Raw genomic sequence first — 21,925 nt, 5'->3', positions numbered from 1 at the left:
AAAGGAAAAGTAGTAGATAAGGCAATGTACCGCAGCTTTTTTACGAAGGATATTAGCCCTCAAGCTAATAATGAGGCTGAATCAGCAAATACAATAGAGAAATATGCTTCTTGCAGCGCCTAACGAGAACACCAAAAAGTCTGCATAAACCCCTGCATTCCCTGTTGTCTCACGGCACAATAGAGCTTTTCGACAAATTCTTTTCTGGAGTCAATATCAGCATGAAACGCCTCAATGAACGCTCGCGTAATGTCACCGAAGGGGTTGCTCGCGCACCCAATCGCTCTATGTATTACGCGATGGGCTACCAAGAAACAGATTTTGTGAAGCCGATGGTTGGCGTAGCAAATGGCCACTCCACAATTACCCCCTGCAATAGCGGTTTACAAAAACTGGCTGACGCAGCGGTAACAGCACTTGAAGAGGCTGGCGCAAAAGCGCAAATGTTTGGCACCCCTACCGTCTCTGATGGTATCGGCATGGGCACTGAGGGAATGAAGTATTCCCTAATCTCTCGTGAAGTGATTGCCGACAGTATCGAAACTTGTGTCAATGGTTTGTGGCAAGACGGTGTTTTAGTTATTGGTGGTTGCGACAAGAATATGCCAGGCGGCATGATGGCGATGGCGCGTACTAACGTCCCAAGCATCTATGTATATGGCGGAACGATTAAGCCGGGACACTTCAAAGGTAAAGAACTGAATATTGTTTCTGCATTTGAAGCCGTTGGTGAATTTACTTCTGGACGCCTGAGCGAAACAGATCTAAAAGGTGTAGAGCAACACGCCTGTCCAGGCAGTGGATCTTGCGGCGGTATGTATACCGCCAATACCATGAGCTCCTCGTTTGAAGCATTGGGTATGAGCCTGCCTTACTCCTCCACCATGGCAAATGAGGATGCTGAGAAGGTTGCCAGCGCGCATGAGTCAGCATTAGTACTGGTTGAGGCAATCAAGAAAAATTTACGTCCACGTGACATCATCACCAAAAAATCGATTGAGAATGCAGTCAGTGTCATCATGGCTGTTGGTGGATCTACCAATGCGGTTCTTCACTACTTAGCAATTACTAGTGCCGCTGAGATCGATTGGACGATTGATGACTTTGAGCGCATTCGTAAACGCGTTCCCGTGATTGTGGATATGAAACCTTCTGGTCAATATTTAGCAACTGATCTTCATCAGGCTGGCGGCATTCCGCAAGTAATGAAGATTTTGCTTGATGGCGGACTATTACATGGTGATTGCATGACCATCACCGGAAAAACAATTGCTGAGACATTAAAAGATGTTCCTTCAGTACCGCGCGCAGATCAAAAAGTGATTCGCACTTTAGATAATCCGCTTTACAAGCAAGGCCACCTAGCTATTCTGAAAGGCAATATCTCTCCAGAGGGCTGTGTCGCCAAGATTACTGGCCTCAAGAACCCATCAATTACTGGCCCAGCCCGCGTATTTGATTCGGAAGACGATGCAATGGCTGCCATCATGGCGCAAAAGATTAAAGATGGTGATGTGATGGTCATTCGCTACGAAGGCCCTAAAGGCGGTCCTGGTATGCGTGAGATGCTAGCTCCTACCTCTGCCCTAGTTGGCCAAGGCTTAGGCGAGACAGTAGGCCTCATCACTGATGGGCGCTTCTCTGGCGGTACCTGGGGAATGGTTGTTGGTCACGTTGCGCCAGAAGCATTTGTTGGTGGCGTGATTGCCCTCATTCATGAGGGTGACTCGGTAACGATTGATGCGCATAAACTCCTCATTCAACTCAATGTGAGCGATGAAGAAATTGCTAAGCGCCGTGCTGCATGGGTGCAACCTAAGCCACGCTATACCCGTGGATTACTTGCCAAATATGCTTACCTCGCAAGCACTGCAAGTAAAGGTGCTGTAACGGATCTGAATTTAGATTAAAACAGATAGCAATGGCAATAAAATCAAAAGCCCCTAAATAAAACTAGGGGCTTTTTTTAATGCCTCAGCTAAATACGGTTTTCGTAAGTGCTTAGTGCTTCATAGCTCCGCCATGGCCAGCGCCCATTGCATTGACAGGCATCTTCACCTCAACCTCACCAGCCTTAGCAAACTTCAACTTGACTGGAACCGTCTCACCAGCAGTCAATGGCGCCTTGATATTCATTAACATCAGATGCAATCCACCAGGCTTTAATTCCACCGCACCACCAGCTGGCACTGGGATATCTTTAACTTGGCGCATTTTCATAACCTGTCCGTCCATAGACATTTCGTGCAGCTGCACTTCACCAGCAACGGGTGAACTAGCAGATAACAATTGATCGGCAGCACCCTTATTTTCAATTTTCATGAAACCGCCGGCAGCCATTTGACCTGGCACGGTGGCGCGAGTGTAGGCGTTTTCAATTTTTACGCTGCCTATCTTTGCATTTTGAGCAACCGCCCCGACAGAAAATACCGCAGCAGATAAAGACATCAAACCAATCACAATATTTTTCACACCACTCTCCTTAATTTAATAAATCCCTTTAGAAAACCACTTCTTCAATTCCATAAAATTTATCGGCCCTGTTTTTCGAGTCACCTTTCCGTTTTTATCTATCAGCAAGGTCATTGGGGTTTCGCCACGCCACTGTGGATCAATTTCATAGCGAAAATAATCATCAAAAGGGGTGTTTAAGTAATAGTTGCTAGCTGTATCTAGACGGGCTTGGGCTAACATTTTTTTAGTTGCTTCAATGGGTACTTCATCGACCTGAATGAATATGACTTTTGCATTTTTATCCGTAGCAAGAAACTTACCCCACTGCGGCATCTCTCTTACACAGGGCGCACAAGTAACACCCCAAAAATGAATGGCAACTGCTTGACCCGCATTTTTCTTCAATAAAGAGCTCCACTCGCCCTTTTGATATGCCTGCATACTGGACACATCCGCAAAAGCGCAATGCATCGCCAGGAAAAATAGGGAAAAGATAAGAAGTATTTTTTTCATTATTTGCCGCCTAGTTTAATGAGTTGATATCCATCAGCACGAGTTAGCCAAGATAAAAAGACCTCACTTCCATTACTGATTAACAAAGGATGATCAGAGTAAGCACTTGTCTGCGAAATTAGGGCAGGCTGAGACCAGGTAGTGCCATCATCCGAGGATTGCTTAAGGTACACGGAGGTCTTGACCCCATTGAACGCCTTCCAAACCAACCAAATCGATTTATCGAGAGCTAGGAGATAGGGACGAGATACATTCTCTTGCTCAGCCCCAATTCTGGCTGGCCTCGAGTAGGTCTCCCCCTGATTGCTTGAGTTAGCATAAAACACGCCAGAGCGAGCGCTTCCCTGGGTAAACCAGGCTACATGAATTTTCCCGGTGCTAGAGACGGCAATTGAGGGGCCATGGTGCGGACAAGCGTCAGTCCTCCACTCATCTTTAGAGACCCTATGTATTTCTCCAGATGAAGATTTATTAATGAGCTGTGTAGCATGATCACGTATGCCCCCAGAGAAAATAGCTCTATAAACGATTGCCACCCCTCCCTTTGGATCAATAGTTGAGCCTATACGGCAGCATTCACAACTATTGTCATTAGCAATTTTCTCAGGCTGAAAAGTTTTCCCAACATCATTAGAAAATGAGTAAGCAATAGATCCGCCAAGTTGCGTATTACCTGATCCCTTCGCATCCGCAATGAGACGCTTATCAATCCAGGCCAAAAATAGGGTGTTATCTGGACCAATCACTATCGAAGGAAAGCGTTCGCTAGAGCCATTTTTTATCAGTGGGGCAGGGGCTGTAAAGCTGATGCCCCCATCAGAAGACCTGACTGTATTGATCTGAGCATTCCAATTACCATCCTTGAAAAAAGCATACGCCAGAAATACATTACCCCTGGAATCAGAAACTATTTGTGGGCGGGCATCGCTCCCAGCATCAAGAGCTTTTCCATGCTCTGCAACAACGATGGGGGGCATAAACATGCCCCCAAGATCGGATGACTGCGCGACAGACACCTTGCCACCCGAGGTCCAAGCAAGCAATAAGGTTCCATCTTCCGTGAGAAATGGTGTGGCCGCATTAGCACAATTCAATCCAAATCCTTCGCAAACCAGGGGCTTCGTTGATGAAGCACTTGCCATCGAAGAATGATCTATCTGGGCTTGTGCATGTCCCGCAGCGCATAGTACACAAGGAAGAAGCACACCCAATAACTGGCGACTAAAAGAGGAGAGAAGTTTATATGCCATTAGAAGATGATACGTGCGCCCACAGAAATTGCTTGTGGCATACCCAATACATAACTAGAGCTATTGCTACCGGTGCCAAAAGTAATGTACTGGCGATTAAACAAGTTCACTGCAGATGCGTATACGGTTGTGCTCTTGGTGAGCTCATAGTTAGCACGAAGTCCCACTACCGCATAAGAAGCCACCGGTAAGGTATTGCTATTATCCAGCCAAGAACTTCCCACATATCTCACAGTCGCAGTCAAACTTGCTTGCGGTACCGGGTAGTAAGTTACCCCACCACCCAAAATATTTTGTGGCACGCCAGCAAGCTGCTTGCCGACTGGATCAGTGGTAGCCGTCCATGTCAGCTTAGTGCTCGTAAATGCATAGTTAGCATCTGTTGCCCACTGAGAATTGATATCGTGATGAAACTGAAACTCGACACCTTGACTCAACAGACTTTGATTATTTGTATAGTAACTAGAGTTAGTAGAGCACCCGCTCGGGTTACCAACCGTAGCGCAAAGAGAGTTGGCTAGGGCCTGCTGGCTAGGTTGAATTTTGTAACTCACAATTGCATTTTGGATGTAGTTATTAAATGCAGTTAATTGAGCAAAACCACCTCGCCAGCGATAGTCGGTTCCCACTTCATAGCCTGTCATAGTTTCTGGAGTGAGGTTTGGATTTGCGAATGAATATCCATTACCAGACCCGTAACTCCGAAGTGTATTGTTCATGCCTGGCGCATGAAATGCTTGATAGGCAGCGGAACGAAGATCCCAATCCCTATTCATTTTGTACAGCAAACCCAATGTGGGGCTAAGCTGCGTCTTGCTTTGATTCGAAACATTTTGATATATTGGTGTACCACTAAGACCTGCATTATAGGAAGTTGGGGTTTGACTATTCCACTGATCTAAACGTGCAGCCAAGGTAGCTTCGAGCGGGAATGACTCCGCCTTAGACTTGGCCTGACCTAATAATCCATAAAAGGTTTGCTGGCCTTGTCCATAATTAACTGCCGCAATGGATCCATTCACACCCAGATTATTGGTCTGATTTGATCCTGCAATATTACGAGCATCAACACCCACAACAAATTGATCAATAACCCCAGTTACCTCTTGAGTATATTGAGCAGATGCACCTACAGTGCTGTAGGGATCTTTATAGTTTGCATTTATATAAGGGAAGTTTTTGGGATTAGATCCCGTAACAGAAGTGGTTGAGCCATTTTGCTTATTAAAGCCTGTGTTCTCGTAGAAAAAATTGACGTCTACTTTTGACTTGTCATCCAGGTGAGTGGTGGCACCCCCGGCGAGGTCAGTCTCCTGTGTGATATTCGTTGCAAATGCATAACCCGAAGATAAGTCAGACATCGTGTGATAGCCCAGGCGAAAAAAGCCACTTGTATCTTGGGTGGCCTTGAAATAACCCTGCATTCTCACGTTAGAGTTATGGGAAGCTGCGTCGCCCTGCCCATTTCTAATGCTAGTTGGCGATGCCGGAGAAATCGTAGCAATATTTTGATAACCCTCGGTGTTGAAGTAATCAGCAGAAAATCTCAGCTGAAGATTTTCAGATGCAATTAAATCCTTGGAGGCCGCTACATTGCTAGTGCCAAACGCACCGTAACTTGCCGATACCTCTTGCTGGCTATTGACTGGCGTTTTGGTCTTAATATTAATAACGCCGCCCATGCCATAGTTACCCCATAAACTAGAAACACCGCCACGGATAAACTCAACCGAGTCAATTGAAGACATGGGAACTAAGTTCCACTGCACAGTCCCATAAAAAGCATCATTTGCTGGAACTCCATCGATCAACACTAGTGTTCTAGCATTACCAAGGCCACGGACGTTAATGCCCTGACCGGTTGGATCTTTCTGGTAATAAGGTGTGTCATTCAGAATAACGCCAGGCACATTCTTTAGGACCTGATCGATCGTTTGATCTGGGGACACCTCTAGCGCCTCTTTAGTCAGCACCGTTGTATTTAAAGGAATTTCATCCAACGGAGTTCCTGAACGGGTAGCGGAAACAGTGACGCTCTTTAATTTCTGATCATAATCAGGTGGCGGCGCAATTTGTGCTCGAGCACTGTTTGAAAATAGGATTAATTCGAGCGCAATCCCGATGCAAATACTTATTTTCTTTTGATTGAATGACACTGACAACCCCACACAACATGACGACAACCCAATATTTGGTTGCCAAAAACATAGCTAGGCTATGCCCTAAAAAGATTTAGGCTTGTGTGGGAGGGGCGGCTGAAGGAGGCGTTACCCAAACAGTCAGAGGCTTGGGTGATTGATAGAAAAGCTGTGGCAGAAAAGCAAGTGTTTGCGGCGCCTGGAAGCTTAGGCTGGTATTGAACGCCGGGGTAATACTGCTATGAGCCAAGCAATACGGGCAAGGCAGCGCTTCTACGCGATCTGACTGATCTTCGCTTTGCACATGCACCTGTGTTTTAGCGCCATCAGCAGCGCAGATCTCCATTGCAAAACCTTGGCCGTGTTTCGCTAGCGATACCGCCTGTGAAACTGCTGGCGCAAGCGCACTCATTGCGATTGCTAGAGCTGCAATCCAGTGAATGAGGCGATTTTTGCGAAAATTCATCATGAGGAGATTCTATCGGATTCTTGATGCGGGAATAGAAAAAGGGGCTTGCGCCCCCTTCCCTTGGTTCAATCTTTATTTTTAGCTCTTTAGCTTACGCTGCAGTAGCCTTTTTCTTGCCGATAACCTTGCCAACCAAAGGCCAGAACAGCAGCACTAAAGCCAGTGTTGTGATGCCAGCCACCAGGTAGTTTGAGAAGAACACGTCAACGCTGCCTTGAGAGATCAGCATAGACTGACGGAAGGAATCTTCCGCCCGGTCACCCAATACCAAGGCCAAGACCATTGGCGCCATTGGATAGTCCAACTTCTTGAAGATATATCCAAGCACACCAAAGCCGAGCATCAACCAAACATCAAACGTAGCGTTGTGAACGGTGTATGCACCCACCGCACAAATCACAATAATTACTGGAGCGATGATTGAGAATGGAATTCTCAAAATCGAGGCAAACAATGGAACGCAAGTTAATACAACAAACAAGCCTGCCAAGTTACCCAAGTACATACTAGCGATCAAGCCCCAAACAAAGTCTGGCTTCTCAACGAAAAGTAATGGTCCTGGTTGTAAGCCCCAGATCAACAAACCGCCAAGCAATACAGCGGCTGTTGGTGACCCCGGAATACCCAAGGACAACATTGGTAACAAAGCGGCAGTACCAGCAGCATGAGCCGCGGTTTCTGGAGCAACAATACCCTCCATCTCGCCTTTACCGAAGTTCTCGCCATTCTTGGAGACGCGCTTAGCAACACCGTACGCCATAAAGGACGCTGGGGTAGCACCACCTGGGGTGATACCCATCCAGCAACCAATCAAGCAACTGCGCAAAGAAGTGGCCCAATACTTTGGCAATTTTGCCCAAGTCTCAAGTACCACTTGGCGACGAATCTTCGCGGCAGCACCGTGGAAAGCCAAGCCCTCTTCCATTGAAAGGAGAATCTCACCAATACCAAACAGACCAATAACCGCGATTAAGAAGTCAAAACCACGCATCAATTCTGGATTACCAAAAGTCAGACGCAATTGACCTGTTACGGTATCCATACCAACTGTCGCCAAGGCAAAGCCAAGCATCATGGCGGAAATTGTCTTAAATGGAGATCCCTTGTTCATACCCACAAAGCTACAGAAAGTCAGCAAGTAGACCGAGAAGAACTCAGGCGGCCCAAATTGCAAGGCAAACTTCGCTACCAATGGAGCTAAGAAAGTGATCATCACGATCGCAAAGAACGCACCAACGAATGAAGACGTAAATGCAGCAGTCAATGCTTCGCCAGCTTTACCATTGCGAGCCATTGGATAGCCATCAAAGGTTGTCGCAACAGACCAGGGCTCGCCTGGAATATTGAACAAAACCGATGTAATCGCACCACCAAACAATGCGCCCCAATAGATACAGGACAGCATGATGATTGCGGAAGTTGGTGGCATTGTGAAGGTGAGAGGCAACAGAATCGCAATTCCGTTTGCGCCACCTAGGCCTGGGAGCACACCAATAATCACACCGAGAGTTACACCAACCAGCATTAATAGCAAGTTAAAGGGTGTCATTGCAACGGCAAAGCCGCTGAATAGAGCGCTAATTTCTTCCAACTTGAACTCCTTCTTTTCTAATCTTTTTTAATAATTATTCTTTTTTTATTGCACGCCAATAAATTCGAGCGGGTTAATCCAAGAGCCGTGTGGCAATGGAACCTGGAACCAATACTCGAACATCAGGTAGAGAGATGCGCTCACTCCGACTGATACAACAATTGCTTTCCATGCTGGGTACTTACCTAACCAAACCATAAATATAGCGATGTAAATAACAGCTGATACGTAAATACCGATTAACTGAACACCCAATACAAAAACAATCGCTGGCAACAATACCGCCATCACTTGCTTGAAGGATTCTTTATCAACGAATGACTCTGTCTTCTTTTTCTTATTGACGATCGCCGCTTGATAAAGGGTAATGGTGCTAGATAGCAAAATGATCAGGCTAATGTAAAAAGGGAAATAGCCAGCCTCAGGGCCATCGCTGCCCCAGCTGGCGCCTAATTTAAGACTTCCAATCATTACCACTAGGCCAACTACAATAAATAAGAGGGCGGTGATGATATCCATCATCCGCACGCTAATTACTGAGTCTTGATTTGAATTGTTTGTATGTTCAGACATGTGCTTCGATCACTAATAAATGGTTAATTAATACTGCTGTGCTTTTGATGTGTTCAAAAAAATAGAGCCTCCTCACAGAGGCTCTATTTCATCTTCAGCGATTACTTGGCCAAGAAACCAGCCTCGGTCATCAGCTGCTTATGCAATGCTTCATTCAGAGTTAGCCAATTGCTAAATTCTTTTCCAGACATGAAGGTCTGATTGAATGCACCATCAATCATGAACTTTTTCCACTCTGGTGTAGCGCGCACTTTTTTAAACAAGTCGACATAAAAATCAACCTGCTCTTGAGTAACGCCCGGAGCCATGAAAATGCCGCGCAACATGACGTAGTCAGTGGGAACGCCTACTTCTTTACAAGTTGGGATGTCATACCAAGACTGGGTATCGGTAACCTTTTCTTTGTAAGGCATGCGAGTGTCATCAAATACGCACAATGCGCGTAACTTATTTGCACGCCATTGGGCAACTGCCTCAATTGGATTATTCACAGAAGAATCAATGTGATTACCAACGAGCTGAACAGCTACGTCGCCACCCCCTTTAAATGGGATATAAGTGAATTTAGCGCCAGTGGCTTTTTCAAGCGCAACAGTAATAATTTGATCTTCCTGCTTAGAGCCAGTTCCACCCATCTTAAATTTACCTGGGCCAGCTGCTTTAGCGGCATCGATAAATTCTTTGGCGGTTTTATATGGCTTGTCTGCGTTATCCCATAATACAAATTGGTCTAAGGCTAGCATTGCCACTGGAGTAATGTCCTTCCAGTTAAAAGGAACGCCAGTAGCCAGAGGAGTAGTAAATAAATTCGAGAGCGTGATTACGATCTTATTTGGATCGCCCTTTGCCTCTTTCATTGCTAAGAAGCCTTCAGCACCAGCACCAGCAGATTTATTTACAGGGATGATGGCCTGCTTCATCAAGTTATTTTTAGTAATAATGCCTTGGATCATGCGTGCCATTTGGTCAGCACCACCGCCAGGGCCAGCAGGAATAATGAATTCGACTGGCTTGGTAGGTTCCCAAGCGGCGAAAGCAGGTGAAATACCAGCGGCACCGAGGGCTAATGCGGTGGAAATCAATGCCCCTTTTAACTTCATCTTCATGAACGCTCCTCCAAAAAATTTTGAATACCAATATTACTTTGGCTTCTCTTTGTTATGTAGCGATTTTTATGCAACTTGAGGGACTAACACTTGATTGCCATCAATAATTGGTAAATGGGGGATTAGGGGTAACACTAGCTAGCTAGTATTAACCCTAATATCAAGTTTGGTGCCGCTTGCCGGAATCGAACTGGCGACCTTTTCATTACGAATGAACTGCTCTACCAACTGAGCTAAAGCGGCAAATCAAGCGGTGTCTCTGAACTCAAATTCTAGCGGAATCGGTCTAGAAGCTTCTTGCTGACCTTATCAAGCTGAGTGGAATCCTTGATTAAAAATTGCAGGCCGTTGGAGTCCGCAATCAGGAGCGTATTTCCAGCAATTCGGCGAATATCCTCCTCGGCCTTGAGACGAATTCTGGTGGGCCCACGATCAGTTTCAATATCCCAAATACTCGGGGTAGCAAAAGTGGATACCTTAGTAATTCTTTCAATTACCGGCATGAACTCACGGGCAGCCATTTCTTCTTCAATGAGTCCTAATTCAGCCTCGGGGATAGAGGCAACCCCATCAAACCAACAGAGCTCTTTACCGGATTGATCCATGAGGGAGATCCCAGCGCCCGGCGCCGTAATCGGAAAGGCTCTGACAGGATAGACGCCAACGTGACGATTGCCGCTGGCATCCACCAGGACAAGGCGACCGAGAGAATCGCGCTCTAGAGAATGTGGTTTTTGATATTGACTCATACCTTGCCCTCTTCAATACTCTCACCAATGGCGCCACCCTCAACCAACTCTGCGGCGTGACGCAGCTGGGCTTGGTAAAGGGCATAGTACGCGCCCTGCGCATCCATCAACTCATCATGCGAACCAATCTCTACAATCTCGCCCTTATCAAGCACAACCAAACGATCTGCTTTTCTTAAGGTGGACAGACGGTGGGCAATCGCGATCGTCGTGCGGCCTTTCACTAGATTATCTAAAGCGCGCTGAATTTCTTTTTCAGTTGTAGTGTCGACTGAAGAAGTAGCCTCATCCAAAATCAGAATGCTTGGATTAATCAAGAGAGCGCGTGCAATAGAGATACGTTGACGTTCACCGCCCGAAAGAGATTGACCGCGCTCACCTACTAATGAGTCGTAACCCAAAGGTAAGCGCAGAATAAATTCATGCGCATGCGCAGCACGCGCCGCTTCAATAATTTCTTCGCGAGTGGCCTCTGGTTTTCCGTATGCAATATTTTCTGCGATCGTGCCAAAGAATAAAAATGGCTCTTGCAGCACTAAACCAATTCGCTTGCGATAGTCCGCGATTCCGATACTACGAATATCGCGCCCATCTAAAGCGATGGAACCAGCGCTCACATCATAGAAGCGACAAATCAAGTTCACTAGAGTACTCTTACCCGAGCCGCTATGACCAACTAAACCGATCATTTCTCCAGGGGCAATATCCAGATCAATACCTTTAGAGACGGCGCGGTTACCGTAGCGGAAACCCACGCCACGCAAGGAGATGCGGCCTTTGACCTCGCCTAAGGGCGCTGGATTAATTGGCTCAGGAACGCTGGAGACATGATCCAAGATATCAAAAATACGCTTAGCTCCAGCAGCCGCTTTCTGGGTATGTGACACGATCCGACTCATTGAATCCAGTCGAATATAGAAGCGCCCAATATAGGCAAGGAATGCAATCAATACACCAACGGTGACCTTTTGATGGGCTACCTGCCAAATACCAAAACCCCACACTACTAAGAGGCCAGTTTCGGTAAGGAGCGTGACGGTTGGGGAGAACAAACCCCAGACGCGATTAACGCGATCATTGATTTGTAAATTGTGTAGATTAGAGTCAACAAAACGCTTGAGCTCACGATCTTCTTGAGCAAATGCTTTCACCACTCGAATACCTGGAATCGTATCCGCCAAGATATTAGTTACTTCAGACCACACGCGATCAATCTTCTCAAACCCAAAACGAAGTTTGTCTCGCACTACATGAATCATCCACACAATAAATGGCAGTGGTGCCAAAGTTACCAATGCAAGCAACGGATCAATCGACACCAAAATTGCTGCTGTCATCGTAATCATGATGACGTCGGTCGCAAAGTCCAGGGCGTAAAGGGATAGGAATACGCAAATACGATCAGTCTCCGCACCAATACGCGCAATCAAGTCACCCGTTCTTTTGCCACCGAAATACTCTAATGACAATTTGAGCAAATGCTCAAAGGTCGTGTTACGCAAATCAGCGCCGATACGCTCACTCACCAATGCGAGGAGATAGGTTTTCCACCAGCCCAAACCCCAAGCGATGATCGCCGCGGCAAATAAGGCGAACAGATACTTGCTGGCCAAATGAAAATCGATCGGATTGCCCTTTTCATACGGAATTAAGACGTGATCCATTAGAGGCATCGTCAAATATGGCGGGATCAGGGTGGCGCCCGTTGAGAGCAAAGTCAGGACAAAGCCCAATAAAAGCTCTTTTTTATAAGGACGTGCAAAACGCCACAACTTAAATAAGGTCCAGGTAGATGGAGGGGCATCCTCCTCAGGATCACAAGTTGGGCAAGCATCTGAATTGGCGGGCTTGGGACTCAAACAAACTGGACAAACCTGCTTATCGTATTCAGAAGCCTCAGGCTGTTTACTCGCCTGATCACCGCGTATTAGCTGCTTAAAGCTACTCTGTAGGCGTAACACCTGGGGATTGACAGCCAAGGTGAAATACCAAAGCCGCAGCAGACTGGTCTCAGACTCCAATTTAAGATGGCCTACCCCAGCATGATCTCCATGCAAAAGATGCGCTCCAGAGCTAACAGGCCAAAATTCTGTGTGGGTGCCATCGGTCCAAAAAAGCCCTGTCGGGATCAAGCAAAGCAGGCTTTTTTCAAAGCGCATATCTCCATCAAGATCCAGCTCAACCCATGCCAGTATTGAGTTAAGGTCTTTCACTGGTGATTGGGGGGCTTCTAAAGCGCTAGCCCAATGACTTGACGAAAGGGGAGCGGATAGGGAAATTTCTGGCTTCATTAGTCTTAAAAGTATAGTGGAGCTAGATTTTTAAGATTTGGTAACTGTGTCAACTTTACTTGGCGGAAAGCCGTTAAATTGATGAAGTAAGCTTTTTTGTGCATTTTTGCTAATTTTGTGGATTTTGAATAATTACTAGAACCAGAGAGATAGTCTGAGACATCCCCGCCCTCACCTTCTGAAGCGGCGCTGAGATTCCCCACTCCACATATGCCCCAATTACTAGATAAAACCATTGAGATCTTGAGCGTCAAGCATCTCCGCGGGCCCAATATGTGGACTTACCATCCAGTTATTGAGGTTTGGCTTGATATTGGCGAATTAGAGGACTACCCCTCTAACCTGATTCCCGGCTTTTATGACCGCCTAGTGAAGGCGCTCCCAAGTCTTCAAGAACACCGCTGTAGTTATGGCGAAGCGGGTGGATTTCTCAAGAGAGTGGAAGAAGGCACCTGGCCTGCCCACATCCTTGAACACCTCACTCTGGAATTACAAAATTTAGCCGGCATCCCCGGTGGCTTTGGTAAAGCGCGTGACGGCGACCGTCGTGGCGTCTATAAGGTCATGGTGAGCGCGATTAATGAAGAAGTGACACTCACCGCACTTAAATACGCTCGCGACTTATACCTCGCTCTAGCGCAAGACACCAAAGACCCAGTCGCCCTAGTGAGCACCATCATTGAAGAACTACGCGATCTCGGCGACGATCTATTGCTTGGACCTAGCACTGCCTGCATCGTTAATGCAGCTGAAGAGCGCGGCATCCCATCTATCCGTTTGTCCGAAGGTAACCTAGTGCAACTGGGCTACGGTGCTAATCAGCGTCGTATCTGGACCGCCGAAACCGATCAAACCAGCGCTATTGCTGAAACGATTTCTCGAGACAAAGATCTCACTAAAAGTCTTTTGTCTAGTGCTGGAGTCCCAACACCTGAAGGTCGCACTGTGACCAGCGCGGATGATGCATGGGAAGCCGCACAAGATATCGGCCTGCCAGTAGTGGTCAAACCGATCGATGGTAATCATGGACGTGGTGTATTTATCAATCTGTACACCCAACAAGAAATTGAAGCGGCCTATGCTGTCGCAATCGATGAAGGTAGTGAAGTTTTAGTAGAGCGTCATATTTTGGGTGATGAGCATCGCCTACTAGTGGTTGGTAATAAAGTGGTTGCAGCTGCTAAGGGTGAAACAGTTTGGGTCACCGGTGATGGTGCGCACACTGTGCTTGAGCTCATTCAAATTCAGATTAATTCAGATCCACGCCGAGGCACCGCTGAAGAGCATCCCCTTAATCCAGTTCGCATTGATTCTGCGGTGGAGTTGGAACTTGCACGCCAGAAATTAACAGGCGTGAGCATTCCAAGCTTAGATCAAAAAGTACTCATTCAAAGTAATGGCAACGTTGCGTTTGATGTCACTGACTTAGTTCACCCCGAAGTGGCAAGCCAAGTAGCTCTAGCCGCCCGCGTAGTAGGACTAGAGATTGCTGGTGTTGACCTAGTTGCACAAGACATTAGCAGACCACTAGACGAACAGAACGCAGCGATCGTTGAAGTGAATGCTGGCCCTGGCTTGTTGATGCACTTAAAACCTGCCAGCGGCAAACCTCAGCCAGTCGGCAAGGAGATCGCCAATCACCTCTTCCCACCGGGAGCTGATTTCCGCATCCCAGTAGTGGGTGTCTGCGGTGCTCGCGGCAAGACTCCGGTTGCCGAAATGATTGCTCACTTCTTGCGATTAACCAATTTGTATGTTGGCCTGTCTTGCAGTAAGGGTTTATTTTTTGGTCATCGCTCAATTCAAAAGAGCAATGCTGCCAACTGGGAAAATGCCCGTCGCACTTTATTAAATCGTGCGGTTGAAGCGGCGGTTATTGAAAACAATCATTTATCCATGTTGATTGAAGGCTTGGCGTATGACCGCTGCCAAGTAGGTGTGGTGTTAAATGTAGACCCAAAAGCTAACTTCCCCCAATACGCTATTTATGATGAAGACCAAGTATTTAGCGTTGTCCGAACTCAAGTAGATGTCGTGTTGCCAACTGGGGTTGCCGTTCTCAATGCCGATGACCCAATGGTTGCCAGCATGGCAGAGTTGTGTGATGGCGAAGTCATTTTCTTTACTCAGGACTCTGCCTCTGCAATTGCGCAAGAGCATCTCAAAAATGGCGGTCGCGTGGTGATGATTGGGAATCAACAAATCACCCTCAAATCCGCCAAGCATGATCAAAAGAGTATTCCAGTGCCACGCAATTCCGAGCCAAGCGCTACCGAGCCATGGAAGCCCATGAATCTTGGTGCCGCCATTGCTGCAGCTTGGGCTTTAGATATTCCATTCAACGTAATCGAAGCTGGTGCTGAAACCTTTGTTTCTGACACCAGCATTCCAGCAGGGGCTTAATTGGAAATCACCCGTATTCGCATGTTGCGCGGCCCGAATTTATGGAGCCGCCATACTGCCCTAGAGGCAATTGTTTCTTGCGACGAAACAGAACGCTCAATCGATTCGATCCCTCAATTTGAAATCAAGATTCGTGAACGCTTTCCTCAATTAGGTAGCATGCGTCGCGGTGGCCATAATGAAACTCTATCCTTAGCGCACGCCCTGGAGCATGCTGCCTTAGGCCTTCAGTCACAAGCCGGCTGTCCAGTCACTTTCAGCCGCACAGTACAAACCGTTGACGTAGGTGTATATCAAGTCGTCGTCGAATACACCGAAGAAGTGGTCGGACGCATGGCTTTTGACTTTGCTTTTGCACTCATTCAGGCAACCTTAAATGATGTGCCATTTGATCTAGCAGCTGCCCTTTCAGAGTTAGAAGCTTTGTATGAAGATGTTCGCCTAGGGCCAAGTACCGGCTCTATCGTTGATGCTGCCGTACAAAGAAATATCCCCTATCGCCGCATGACTGAGGGCAGCATGGTGCAGTTTGGTTGGGGCAGCAAACAAAAGCGTATTCAAGCTGCAGAGACCAGTAACACAAGCGCGATTGCGGAAGCTATAGCGCAAGATAAAGAACTGACCAAGAACCTCTTGGCAGCCGCTGGTGTATCAGTTCCAATTGGTGAAGTGGTTACCACTGCTGATGATGCATTGCGCGCCGCCCAAAAAATTGGTGGTCCCATTGTTCTTAAACCTAAAGATGGCAATCAAGGCAAAGGTGTTGTTGCCAATATTCAAACAGAAGCAGAGGTACGCGCTGGCTTTATTGTTACGCAAGCCTTTGGTCGTGAAACCATTGTCGAGCGCTATCTTCCAGGCGCTGACTATCGCTTGCTAGTAGTAGGCAACCGCTTATCCGCTGCAGCGCGTCGCGAACCCGCTCAGGTGGTTGGTGATGGCAAACATAGCGTTGCTGAACTTGTGGAACTAGAAAACAAAAATCCATTGCGTGGCGATGGCCATGCAACTGCATTAACTAAGATTCGTTTTGATGACATCGCGCTTGCGCATTTAGCCAGTAATAGCTTAAGCCCACAATATGTTCCTAAAACTGGTGAGCGCGTCTTACTCCGTAATAATGCCAACCTCAGTACCGGTGGTACCGCTACTGATGTGACTGACGATGTTCATCCCGATGTTGCTGCCAGCGCAATTGCTGCCGCACAAATGATTGGGCTAGATATCGCCGGCGTCGACATTTTATGTGAAGCGATTTATAAGCCCCTGGAATCTCAGGGTGGCGGCATTGTTGAGGTGAATGCTGCGCCAGGCCTACGTATGCATCTCAAGCCTTCCTATGGCAAGAGTCGCCCTGTTGGCGAAGATATCGTCAACATGATGTATCCGCTTGGCGAAGATGGCCGTATTCCTGTCGTGGCTGTAACGGGGACGAATGGCAAAACCACTACAGTACGCCTCATTTCTCATTTGCTAAATGAGACTGGCTTACGCGTGGGTATGACTACTACTGATGGCGTCTATATCAACCATCGCTTAATTGATTCCGGTGATTGCAGTGGCCCTAAGAGTGCTCGCAATGTCCTTATGCATCCCGATGTCGATGCCGCCGTATTAGAAACAGCTCGTGGCGGGATGTTACGTGAAGGCCTTGGCTTTGACCGCTGTGAAGTTGCTGTTGTCACCAATATTGGTGAAGGTGACCACTTAGGCCTCAACTACATCACCAGCGTAGAAGATTTAGCGATTCTGAAGCGGGTTATTGTTCAGAACGTCGCGCCTACAGGTGCTGCCGTTCTCAATGCTGCCGACCCCATTGTTGCTAGGATGGGTGATGTCTGCACTGGTAGAGTGATCTTCTTTGCACAGAATCAACACCACCCTGTGATTGCGGCCCACCGCGCTAAGAATAAAAAAGTAATCTACTTTGATGGCACCTACATTGTTTGCTCAAAAGGTGCGCGAATACTGTTCCGCTTCCCAGTGAGTGAGATTCCGCTGACTCAAAATGGTGTTTTAGGTTTTCAGATTGAAAATGCGATGGCCTCTATTGGTGCTGGCTGGGCTTTAGGCTTAGATGCTGAAAAGATTGCCCGCGGACTCCACACTTTTGAGAGCTCAGCCAATGCAGTGCCAGGTCGCTTTAATCAATTTCAACACAAAGGCGCTACTGTGATTGCTGACTATGGTCACAATCCAGATGCCATGCGCGCTTTAGCAAGTGCCATTGAGGCTATGAAGCCTAAGAAGAGCCATGTCGTGATCAGTGGTGCTGGCGATCGTCGTGATGAAGATATTCGTGATTTGACGCGCATACTTGGCAATAGCTTTGACAACGTCATCCTCTATCAAGATCAGTGTCAGCGTGGTCGCGAGGACGGAGAGGTGCTCAAACTTCTGCAGGAAGGTTTAGTGGGTACAAAGAAAGCCAAACAAGTCAAAGAAATCACCGGTGAATTCCTTGCCATTGATACCGCTCTGAATGATTTGTCTGCTGGTGATATCTGCCTCATCCTGATTGACCAAGTGGAAGAATCTCTGGCCTACCTTAAAGAAAAGGTGCAGCCGTAGTTATTGAATTCTTTTTTTCAGATGCTAAAAACAAAAAAGCCCAATCACTGATTGGGCTTTTTTACTATCGAAGTACTAAGAGAGCACTAAGAGAGTACTAAGAAGGTACTAAACTTGAGAATGGTAGTGTTGCAAACGCTCAATCTCTTCCTTAGATCCGAGCATGACCGAGACGCGCTCATGGAGTTCAGTGGGGACCATATCCATAATGAGTTGCTCACCATTGGTCGATGCACCACCAGCCTGCTCCACCAAAAAGCTCATCGGGTTTGCTTCATACATGAGGCGTAGCTTGCCTGGCTTATGTGGCTCACGTTGATCCCATGGATACATAAAAACGCCGCCACGCGATAAGACGCGATGAACATCGGCAACCATAGAGGCAATCCAGCGCATATTGAAATCTTTATCACGCTCACCACTGACGCCAGCCAGGCACTCATCTACATAGCGACGAACAGGCTCAGCCCAGTGACGCATATTGGACATATTGATTGCGAACTCTTTCGTTGAGTGAGAAATCTCCACTGCATGCTTAATTAAAACAAATTCGCCAGTTACTTTATTTAGAGTGAACATCACTACGCCTTCACCCAGAGTAAGCGCCATGGTTGTTTGCGGGCCATAGACAACATAACCCGCAGCCACCTGATGGCGACCTGACAATAAGAAATCACTGGTTTGCAATAGCGCTGAAGGATCTTGTTTTTTCAGCACAGAAAAAATAGTACCGATGGACACGTTCACATCAATGTTTGAGGAACCGTCTAATGGATCAAACAACAATAAATAGTCACCAGTGCCCTGAACTGGCAGCGGCAACTCCATCTCCTCGGAGGCCAGGCCCGCTAGAGATTTGCACCCCTGCACGCCATCGATGAGTAAGTCATTAGCAATCACATCCAGCTTTTGCTGAACTTCACCCTGGACATTGCCAGTGCCAGCAGATCCCAGTAAACCGATTAAGGCACCTTGCGCCACTTCATGACTCAAAGTGGAGCAGGTATCAGCAACCGCTAACAATAACTCTTGTAAGCCCGCGGGGATATCTGCACCCTTCACCTTAGTGGATGCTAAATATTGCTTGAAATTAGTATTAAAAGTACTTGAAGCGGTCAAAAGGAGTTTCTCCGTAATGGGTTTATTTCTGGATGGGGTCTATTTTGCCTTGTTCTGAACTGATCAATTCCCCAAAGCCTTGGAAACCACCTCTTTTACATCTGCAGAGAGGGTTTCGCAAGCATCTACCCGCTTGAGGGCTGCCAACATGTGATCCTGGTAAGGCTTTGCAAAGTGGCGCCAGCGATCCAAACCTCTTGCCAAACGAGCCGCAACTTGTGGATTGATTGGATCTAAAGCGAGCACAGATTCAGCCCAAAATGCATAACCACTTCCATCCGCCTGGTGAAAGCTTGCGGGATTATTCATACAAAAAGCATGAATAACGCTGCGAACACGGTTGGGGTTATTCATTTTGAAAGCTTCGTGCTCGCGTAAACGCTTGACTTCATTCAGGGTAGATTCAGCATTAGCCACTGGAGGTCTGCTTGACTGCAATGCAAACCACTTATCAATCACTAAAGCATCATCAGCAAACCGGGTATAGAAATCCTCTAGACACGCTACCGCTGATTTTGATCCATGAATTACCAACCCAGCTAAGGCCGCATAACGGTCGGTCATGTTATCGGCATGCTGATATTGATTCACCGCCATTGGCGCCCAGATCAGCGGATCCGCTTCGAGCAACATACTTAATGCCAGATTCTTTAAAGCACGTTTACCAGCACTGATCGCATCTGGATTAAATAGTCCCGGTGTTTGCATCTGCTGATAGAGAGCAGCCCACTCGATGCGCAACTCGCTGGCTATGGCGTGGCGGAAAGCACGACGGGAAGCATAAATCTGCTGAGGATCGACACTCTTACACTGCTCATACAAATAAGTCTCTGCGGGTAAGGTTAGCGCTAACTCTTTAAATGCGGGATCTAATTCCGGATCGGTTAAGAGGGTGCGGTAGGCTTCAATGAGCGGTGCATCAGGTAAGCGATTACCCAAAATCATTTGCATTGCGAGCTTCTGACCAGCCTCCCAACGATTAAAGGCATCGTCATCACTTGAGAACATGGTGAGCAGATCAGTTTCACTTTGATCAAAATCTAAATTAATCGGGGCCGAGAAATTACGATTAATCGATAACACTGGACGACTTATTATTTGATCAAAAGTCCAAGTTTGCTGATCCTGAGTCAACTCCAATAAAACCTCTGCTTGATCATCCAATGGAGTTAGCAAGCGCATCTTTAGTGGGATATGAAAAGGCTTACTATCTTTGTGCTCCACAACGAGTGAGGGGGTTTGTGTCAAGGTAATTTGATATTGCTTTTTATCCGCATCGTAGGATTCCTCAACCCTCACCGAAGGAGTGCCCGCTTGGCTGTACCAACTCTTAAATTGGGAAAGGTCGCGGCCATTAGCATCAGCCATCGCAGCCAAGAAATCATCACAAGTAACCGCCTGGCCATCGTGACGCTTGAAGTAAAGATCCATGCCTTTGCGGAAACCTTCTACACCCAATAGGGTTTGGTACATGCGCACGACTTCAGCGCCCTTCTCATATACGGTAACGGTATAAAAATTATTAATCTCTTGATACTCGTCCGGACGAATTGGATGAGCCATCGGACCCGCATCTTCCGGAAACTGCAGTTGACGCAATAAACGCACATCTTCAATACGTCTCACCGCTCTACCGGACTCGCTACCCATCTGATCCGCAGAAAACTCCTGATCGCGAAATACCGTTAAGCCTTCTTTAAGGGAAAGCTGAAACCAATCGCGACAAGTAACTCGGTTACCAGTCCAGTTATGGAAATACTCATGAGCCACTACGCTTTCGATATTGGCGAAGTCGGCATCCGTTGCAGTTTCGGGTTGAGCGAGAACATATTTGGTATTGAAAACATTGAGACCTTTGTTTTCCATTGCGCCCATATTGAAATCACCAACTGCCACAATCATGAAGCGTTCGAGATCCAGTTCAAGGCCATAGCGTTTTTCATCCCAATGAATCGATGCGATTAAAGAGTCCATGGCATGACGGGTCTTTTTCAAGTCGTGAGGCTCAACCCAAATTTGTAATAACTTTTGCGCACCACTACTAGTGGTGATCGTTTCTTCAATGCATTCCAACTTACCGGCAACCAAGGCAAACAAGTAAGACGGTTTTGGAAATGGATCCTCCCAGACTGCGCTATGCCAACCATTGGGTAATTTTTCAGTGCTAATCAGATTACCGTTTGATAGCAACACTGGGCACTCTGCCTCACGAGCACGGAGAGTCACGCGATAACGCGCCATGACATCTGGTCTATCGAGAAAGTAGGTAATCTTTCTAAAACCCTCAGCCTCACACTGGGTAAAGAAATTCCCATTGGAAACATACAAGCCCATAAGGGAAGTATTTTTCTCAGGCACACAAACACAAATGATCTCCACGATGAAAACCTGCTGACCTTCATTTGGTAACGCATGAATAGTGAGTGTCTCAGGAGTGAGCTCAAACTGACGATGGGCTTCACCATTAATGCGCAAACTCACAAACTCTAGTTCATGACCTTGCAAGACCAAAGGCATGCCAGCCTCATGACTGGGGCCAGGTAGAACCTCTAGGTGACTCTTTACAATCGTCCTGGCAGGATCTAGGGCAATATCCAGCGCAACCTGTACAAAGGTGTAATTGGGGGCACGGTATTCGAGCCTACGAAAGCTCTGTGGCAGATCAGTTTTCATAGGGCAATTTTAAGCCCCATGGAAA

The 21,925-nt window shown here is 47.1% G+C and carries 15 protein-coding genes and 1 tRNA gene; 3 read left to right on the top strand and 13 right to left on the bottom strand.

The features are described 5' to 3' along the window. Nucleotides 1-221: 221 nt before the first annotated feature. On the top strand, nucleotides 222-1,910 hold the full coding sequence (gene ilvD, locus ICN42_RS05645) for a dihydroxy-acid dehydratase (RefSeq protein WP_216252080.1): 1,689 nt from the start codon (nucleotides 222-224) through the stop codon (nucleotides 1,908-1,910). Between the two features lie 91 nt (nucleotides 1,911-2,001). Here ilvD and ICN42_RS05640 read toward each other — a convergent pair whose 3' ends face one another. The 11 genes from ICN42_RS05640 to ICN42_RS05590 all read right to left on the bottom strand — a co-directional run bounded on the left by ICN42_RS05640 (nucleotide 2,002) and on the right by ICN42_RS05590 (nucleotide 13,134). Next, entirely contained in the window at nucleotides 2,002-2,472 is a 471-nt protein-coding gene (locus ICN42_RS05640; protein ID WP_370626000.1) for a copper chaperone PCu(A)C, read from the bottom strand. Between the two features lie 15 nt (nucleotides 2,473-2,487). Further along, nucleotides 2,488-2,967, bottom strand: a complete 480-nt coding sequence (locus ICN42_RS05635) for a TlpA disulfide reductase family protein (RefSeq protein ID WP_216252077.1) — start codon at nucleotides 2,965-2,967, stop codon at nucleotides 2,488-2,490. After that, on the bottom strand, nucleotides 2,967-4,217 hold the full coding sequence (locus ICN42_RS05630; protein ID WP_216252075.1) for a sialidase family protein: 1,251 nt from the start codon (nucleotides 4,215-4,217) through the stop codon (nucleotides 2,967-2,969). The genes ICN42_RS05635 and ICN42_RS05630 overlap by 1 nt, the downstream gene beginning before the upstream one ends. Continuing rightward, nucleotides 4,217-6,373 (bottom strand): TonB-dependent receptor, encoded by a 2,157-nt coding sequence (locus ICN42_RS05625; protein WP_216252072.1) that lies wholly within the window; start codon nucleotides 6,371-6,373, stop codon nucleotides 4,217-4,219. Before ICN42_RS05625 ends, ICN42_RS05630 begins: the two co-directional genes overlap by 1 nt. 76 nt (nucleotides 6,374-6,449) lie before the next feature. Further along, complete coding sequence (locus tag ICN42_RS05620; RefSeq protein WP_255539251.1) at nucleotides 6,450-6,824, bottom strand: DUF2946 domain-containing protein; 375 nt, start codon at nucleotides 6,822-6,824, stop codon at nucleotides 6,450-6,452. Nucleotides 6,825-6,915: 91 nt separating this feature from the next. Then, complete coding sequence (locus tag ICN42_RS05615) at nucleotides 6,916-8,415, bottom strand: tripartite tricarboxylate transporter permease (RefSeq protein WP_216252068.1); 1,500 nt, start codon at nucleotides 8,413-8,415, stop codon at nucleotides 6,916-6,918. Between the two features lie 45 nt (nucleotides 8,416-8,460). Then, nucleotides 8,461-8,988 (bottom strand): tripartite tricarboxylate transporter TctB family protein, encoded by a 528-nt coding sequence (locus tag ICN42_RS05610; RefSeq protein ID WP_216252066.1) that lies wholly within the window; start codon nucleotides 8,986-8,988, stop codon nucleotides 8,461-8,463. 101 nt (nucleotides 8,989-9,089) lie between these two features. Next, entirely contained in the window at nucleotides 9,090-10,088 is a 999-nt protein-coding gene (locus tag ICN42_RS05605) for a tripartite tricarboxylate transporter substrate binding protein (protein WP_216252945.1), read from the bottom strand. A 173-nt stretch (nucleotides 10,089-10,261) separates the two neighbouring features. Next, nucleotides 10,262-10,337: transfer RNA gene (locus ICN42_RS05600), tRNA-Thr, on the bottom strand. A gap of 29 nt (nucleotides 10,338-10,366) precedes the next feature. Further along, entirely contained in the window at nucleotides 10,367-10,843 is a 477-nt protein-coding gene (locus ICN42_RS05595; protein WP_216252063.1) for a DUF1854 domain-containing protein, read from the bottom strand. Continuing rightward, nucleotides 10,840-13,134, bottom strand: a complete 2,295-nt coding sequence (locus ICN42_RS05590) for an ABC transporter ATP-binding protein (RefSeq protein WP_216252060.1) — start codon at nucleotides 13,132-13,134, stop codon at nucleotides 10,840-10,842. The genes ICN42_RS05595 and ICN42_RS05590 overlap by 4 nt, the downstream gene beginning before the upstream one ends. A 210-nt stretch (nucleotides 13,135-13,344) precedes the next feature. Between ICN42_RS05590 and cphA (ICN42_RS05585) the strand changes: the two genes are divergently transcribed. Then, nucleotides 13,345-15,537, top strand: a complete 2,193-nt coding sequence (gene cphA / locus ICN42_RS05585) for a cyanophycin synthetase (RefSeq protein WP_216252056.1) — start codon at nucleotides 13,345-13,347, stop codon at nucleotides 15,535-15,537. Further along, complete coding sequence (gene cphA, locus ICN42_RS05580) at nucleotides 15,538-18,108, top strand: cyanophycin synthetase (RefSeq protein WP_216252053.1); 2,571 nt, start codon at nucleotides 15,538-15,540, stop codon at nucleotides 18,106-18,108. It abuts the gene before it with no gap. A gap of 108 nt (nucleotides 18,109-18,216) precedes the next feature. On the opposite strand, the gene ICN42_RS05575 is transcribed toward cphA (ICN42_RS05580), so the two are convergent. Further along, entirely contained in the window at nucleotides 18,217-19,227 is a 1,011-nt protein-coding gene (locus ICN42_RS05575; protein WP_216252050.1) for a class 1 fructose-bisphosphatase, read from the bottom strand. Nucleotides 19,228-19,290: 63 nt separating this feature from the next. Next, nucleotides 19,291-21,900: an aminopeptidase N gene (pepN, locus tag ICN42_RS05570; protein WP_216252047.1), complete on the bottom strand. Its 2,610-nt coding sequence runs from the start codon at nucleotides 21,898-21,900 to the stop codon at nucleotides 19,291-19,293. Between the last annotated feature and the right edge of the window lie 25 nt (nucleotides 21,901-21,925).

The sequence above is a fragment of the Polynucleobacter sp. 71A-WALBACH genome (genome assembly GCF_018882365.1).
GTDB lineage: Bacteria > Pseudomonadota > Gammaproteobacteria > Burkholderiales > Burkholderiaceae > Polynucleobacter.
The sequence above is the reverse complement of the archived record's forward strand: the minus strand, read 5'-3'. Positions and strand labels throughout refer to the sequence as shown.

Excerpts from the sequence above, each read along its gene's own strand:
- ICN42_RS05630 (WP_216252075.1), bottom strand. The coding sequence starts at position 4,217 with ATGGCATATAAACTTCTCTCCTCTTTTAGTCGCCAGTTATTGGGTGTG.
- ICN42_RS05595 (WP_216252063.1), bottom strand. The coding sequence starts at position 10,843 with ATGAGTCAATATCAAAAACCACATTCTCTAGAGCGCGATTCTCTCGGT.
- ICN42_RS05605 (WP_216252945.1), bottom strand. The coding sequence starts at position 10,088 with ATGAAGTTAAAAGGGGCATTGATTTCCACCGCATTAGCCCTCGGTGCC.
- ilvD (WP_216252080.1), top strand. The coding sequence starts at position 222 with ATGAAACGCCTCAATGAACGCTCGCGTAATGTCACCGAAGGGGTTGCT.
- cphA (WP_216252056.1), top strand. The coding sequence starts at position 13,345 with ATGCCCCAATTACTAGATAAAACCATTGAGATCTTGAGCGTCAAGCAT.
- pepN (WP_216252047.1), bottom strand. The coding sequence starts at position 21,900 with ATGAAAACTGATCTGCCACAGAGCTTTCGTAGGCTCGAATACCGTGCC.
- ICN42_RS05590 (WP_216252060.1), bottom strand. The coding sequence starts at position 13,134 with ATGAAGCCAGAAATTTCCCTATCCGCTCCCCTTTCGTCAAGTCATTGG.
- ICN42_RS05610 (WP_216252066.1), bottom strand. The coding sequence starts at position 8,988 with ATGTCTGAACATACAAACAATTCAAATCAAGACTCAGTAATTAGCGTG.
- ICN42_RS05635 (WP_216252077.1), bottom strand. The coding sequence starts at position 2,967 with ATGAAAAAAATACTTCTTATCTTTTCCCTATTTTTCCTGGCGATGCAT.
- ICN42_RS05620 (WP_255539251.1), bottom strand. The coding sequence starts at position 6,824 with ATGATGAATTTTCGCAAAAATCGCCTCATTCACTGGATTGCAGCTCTA.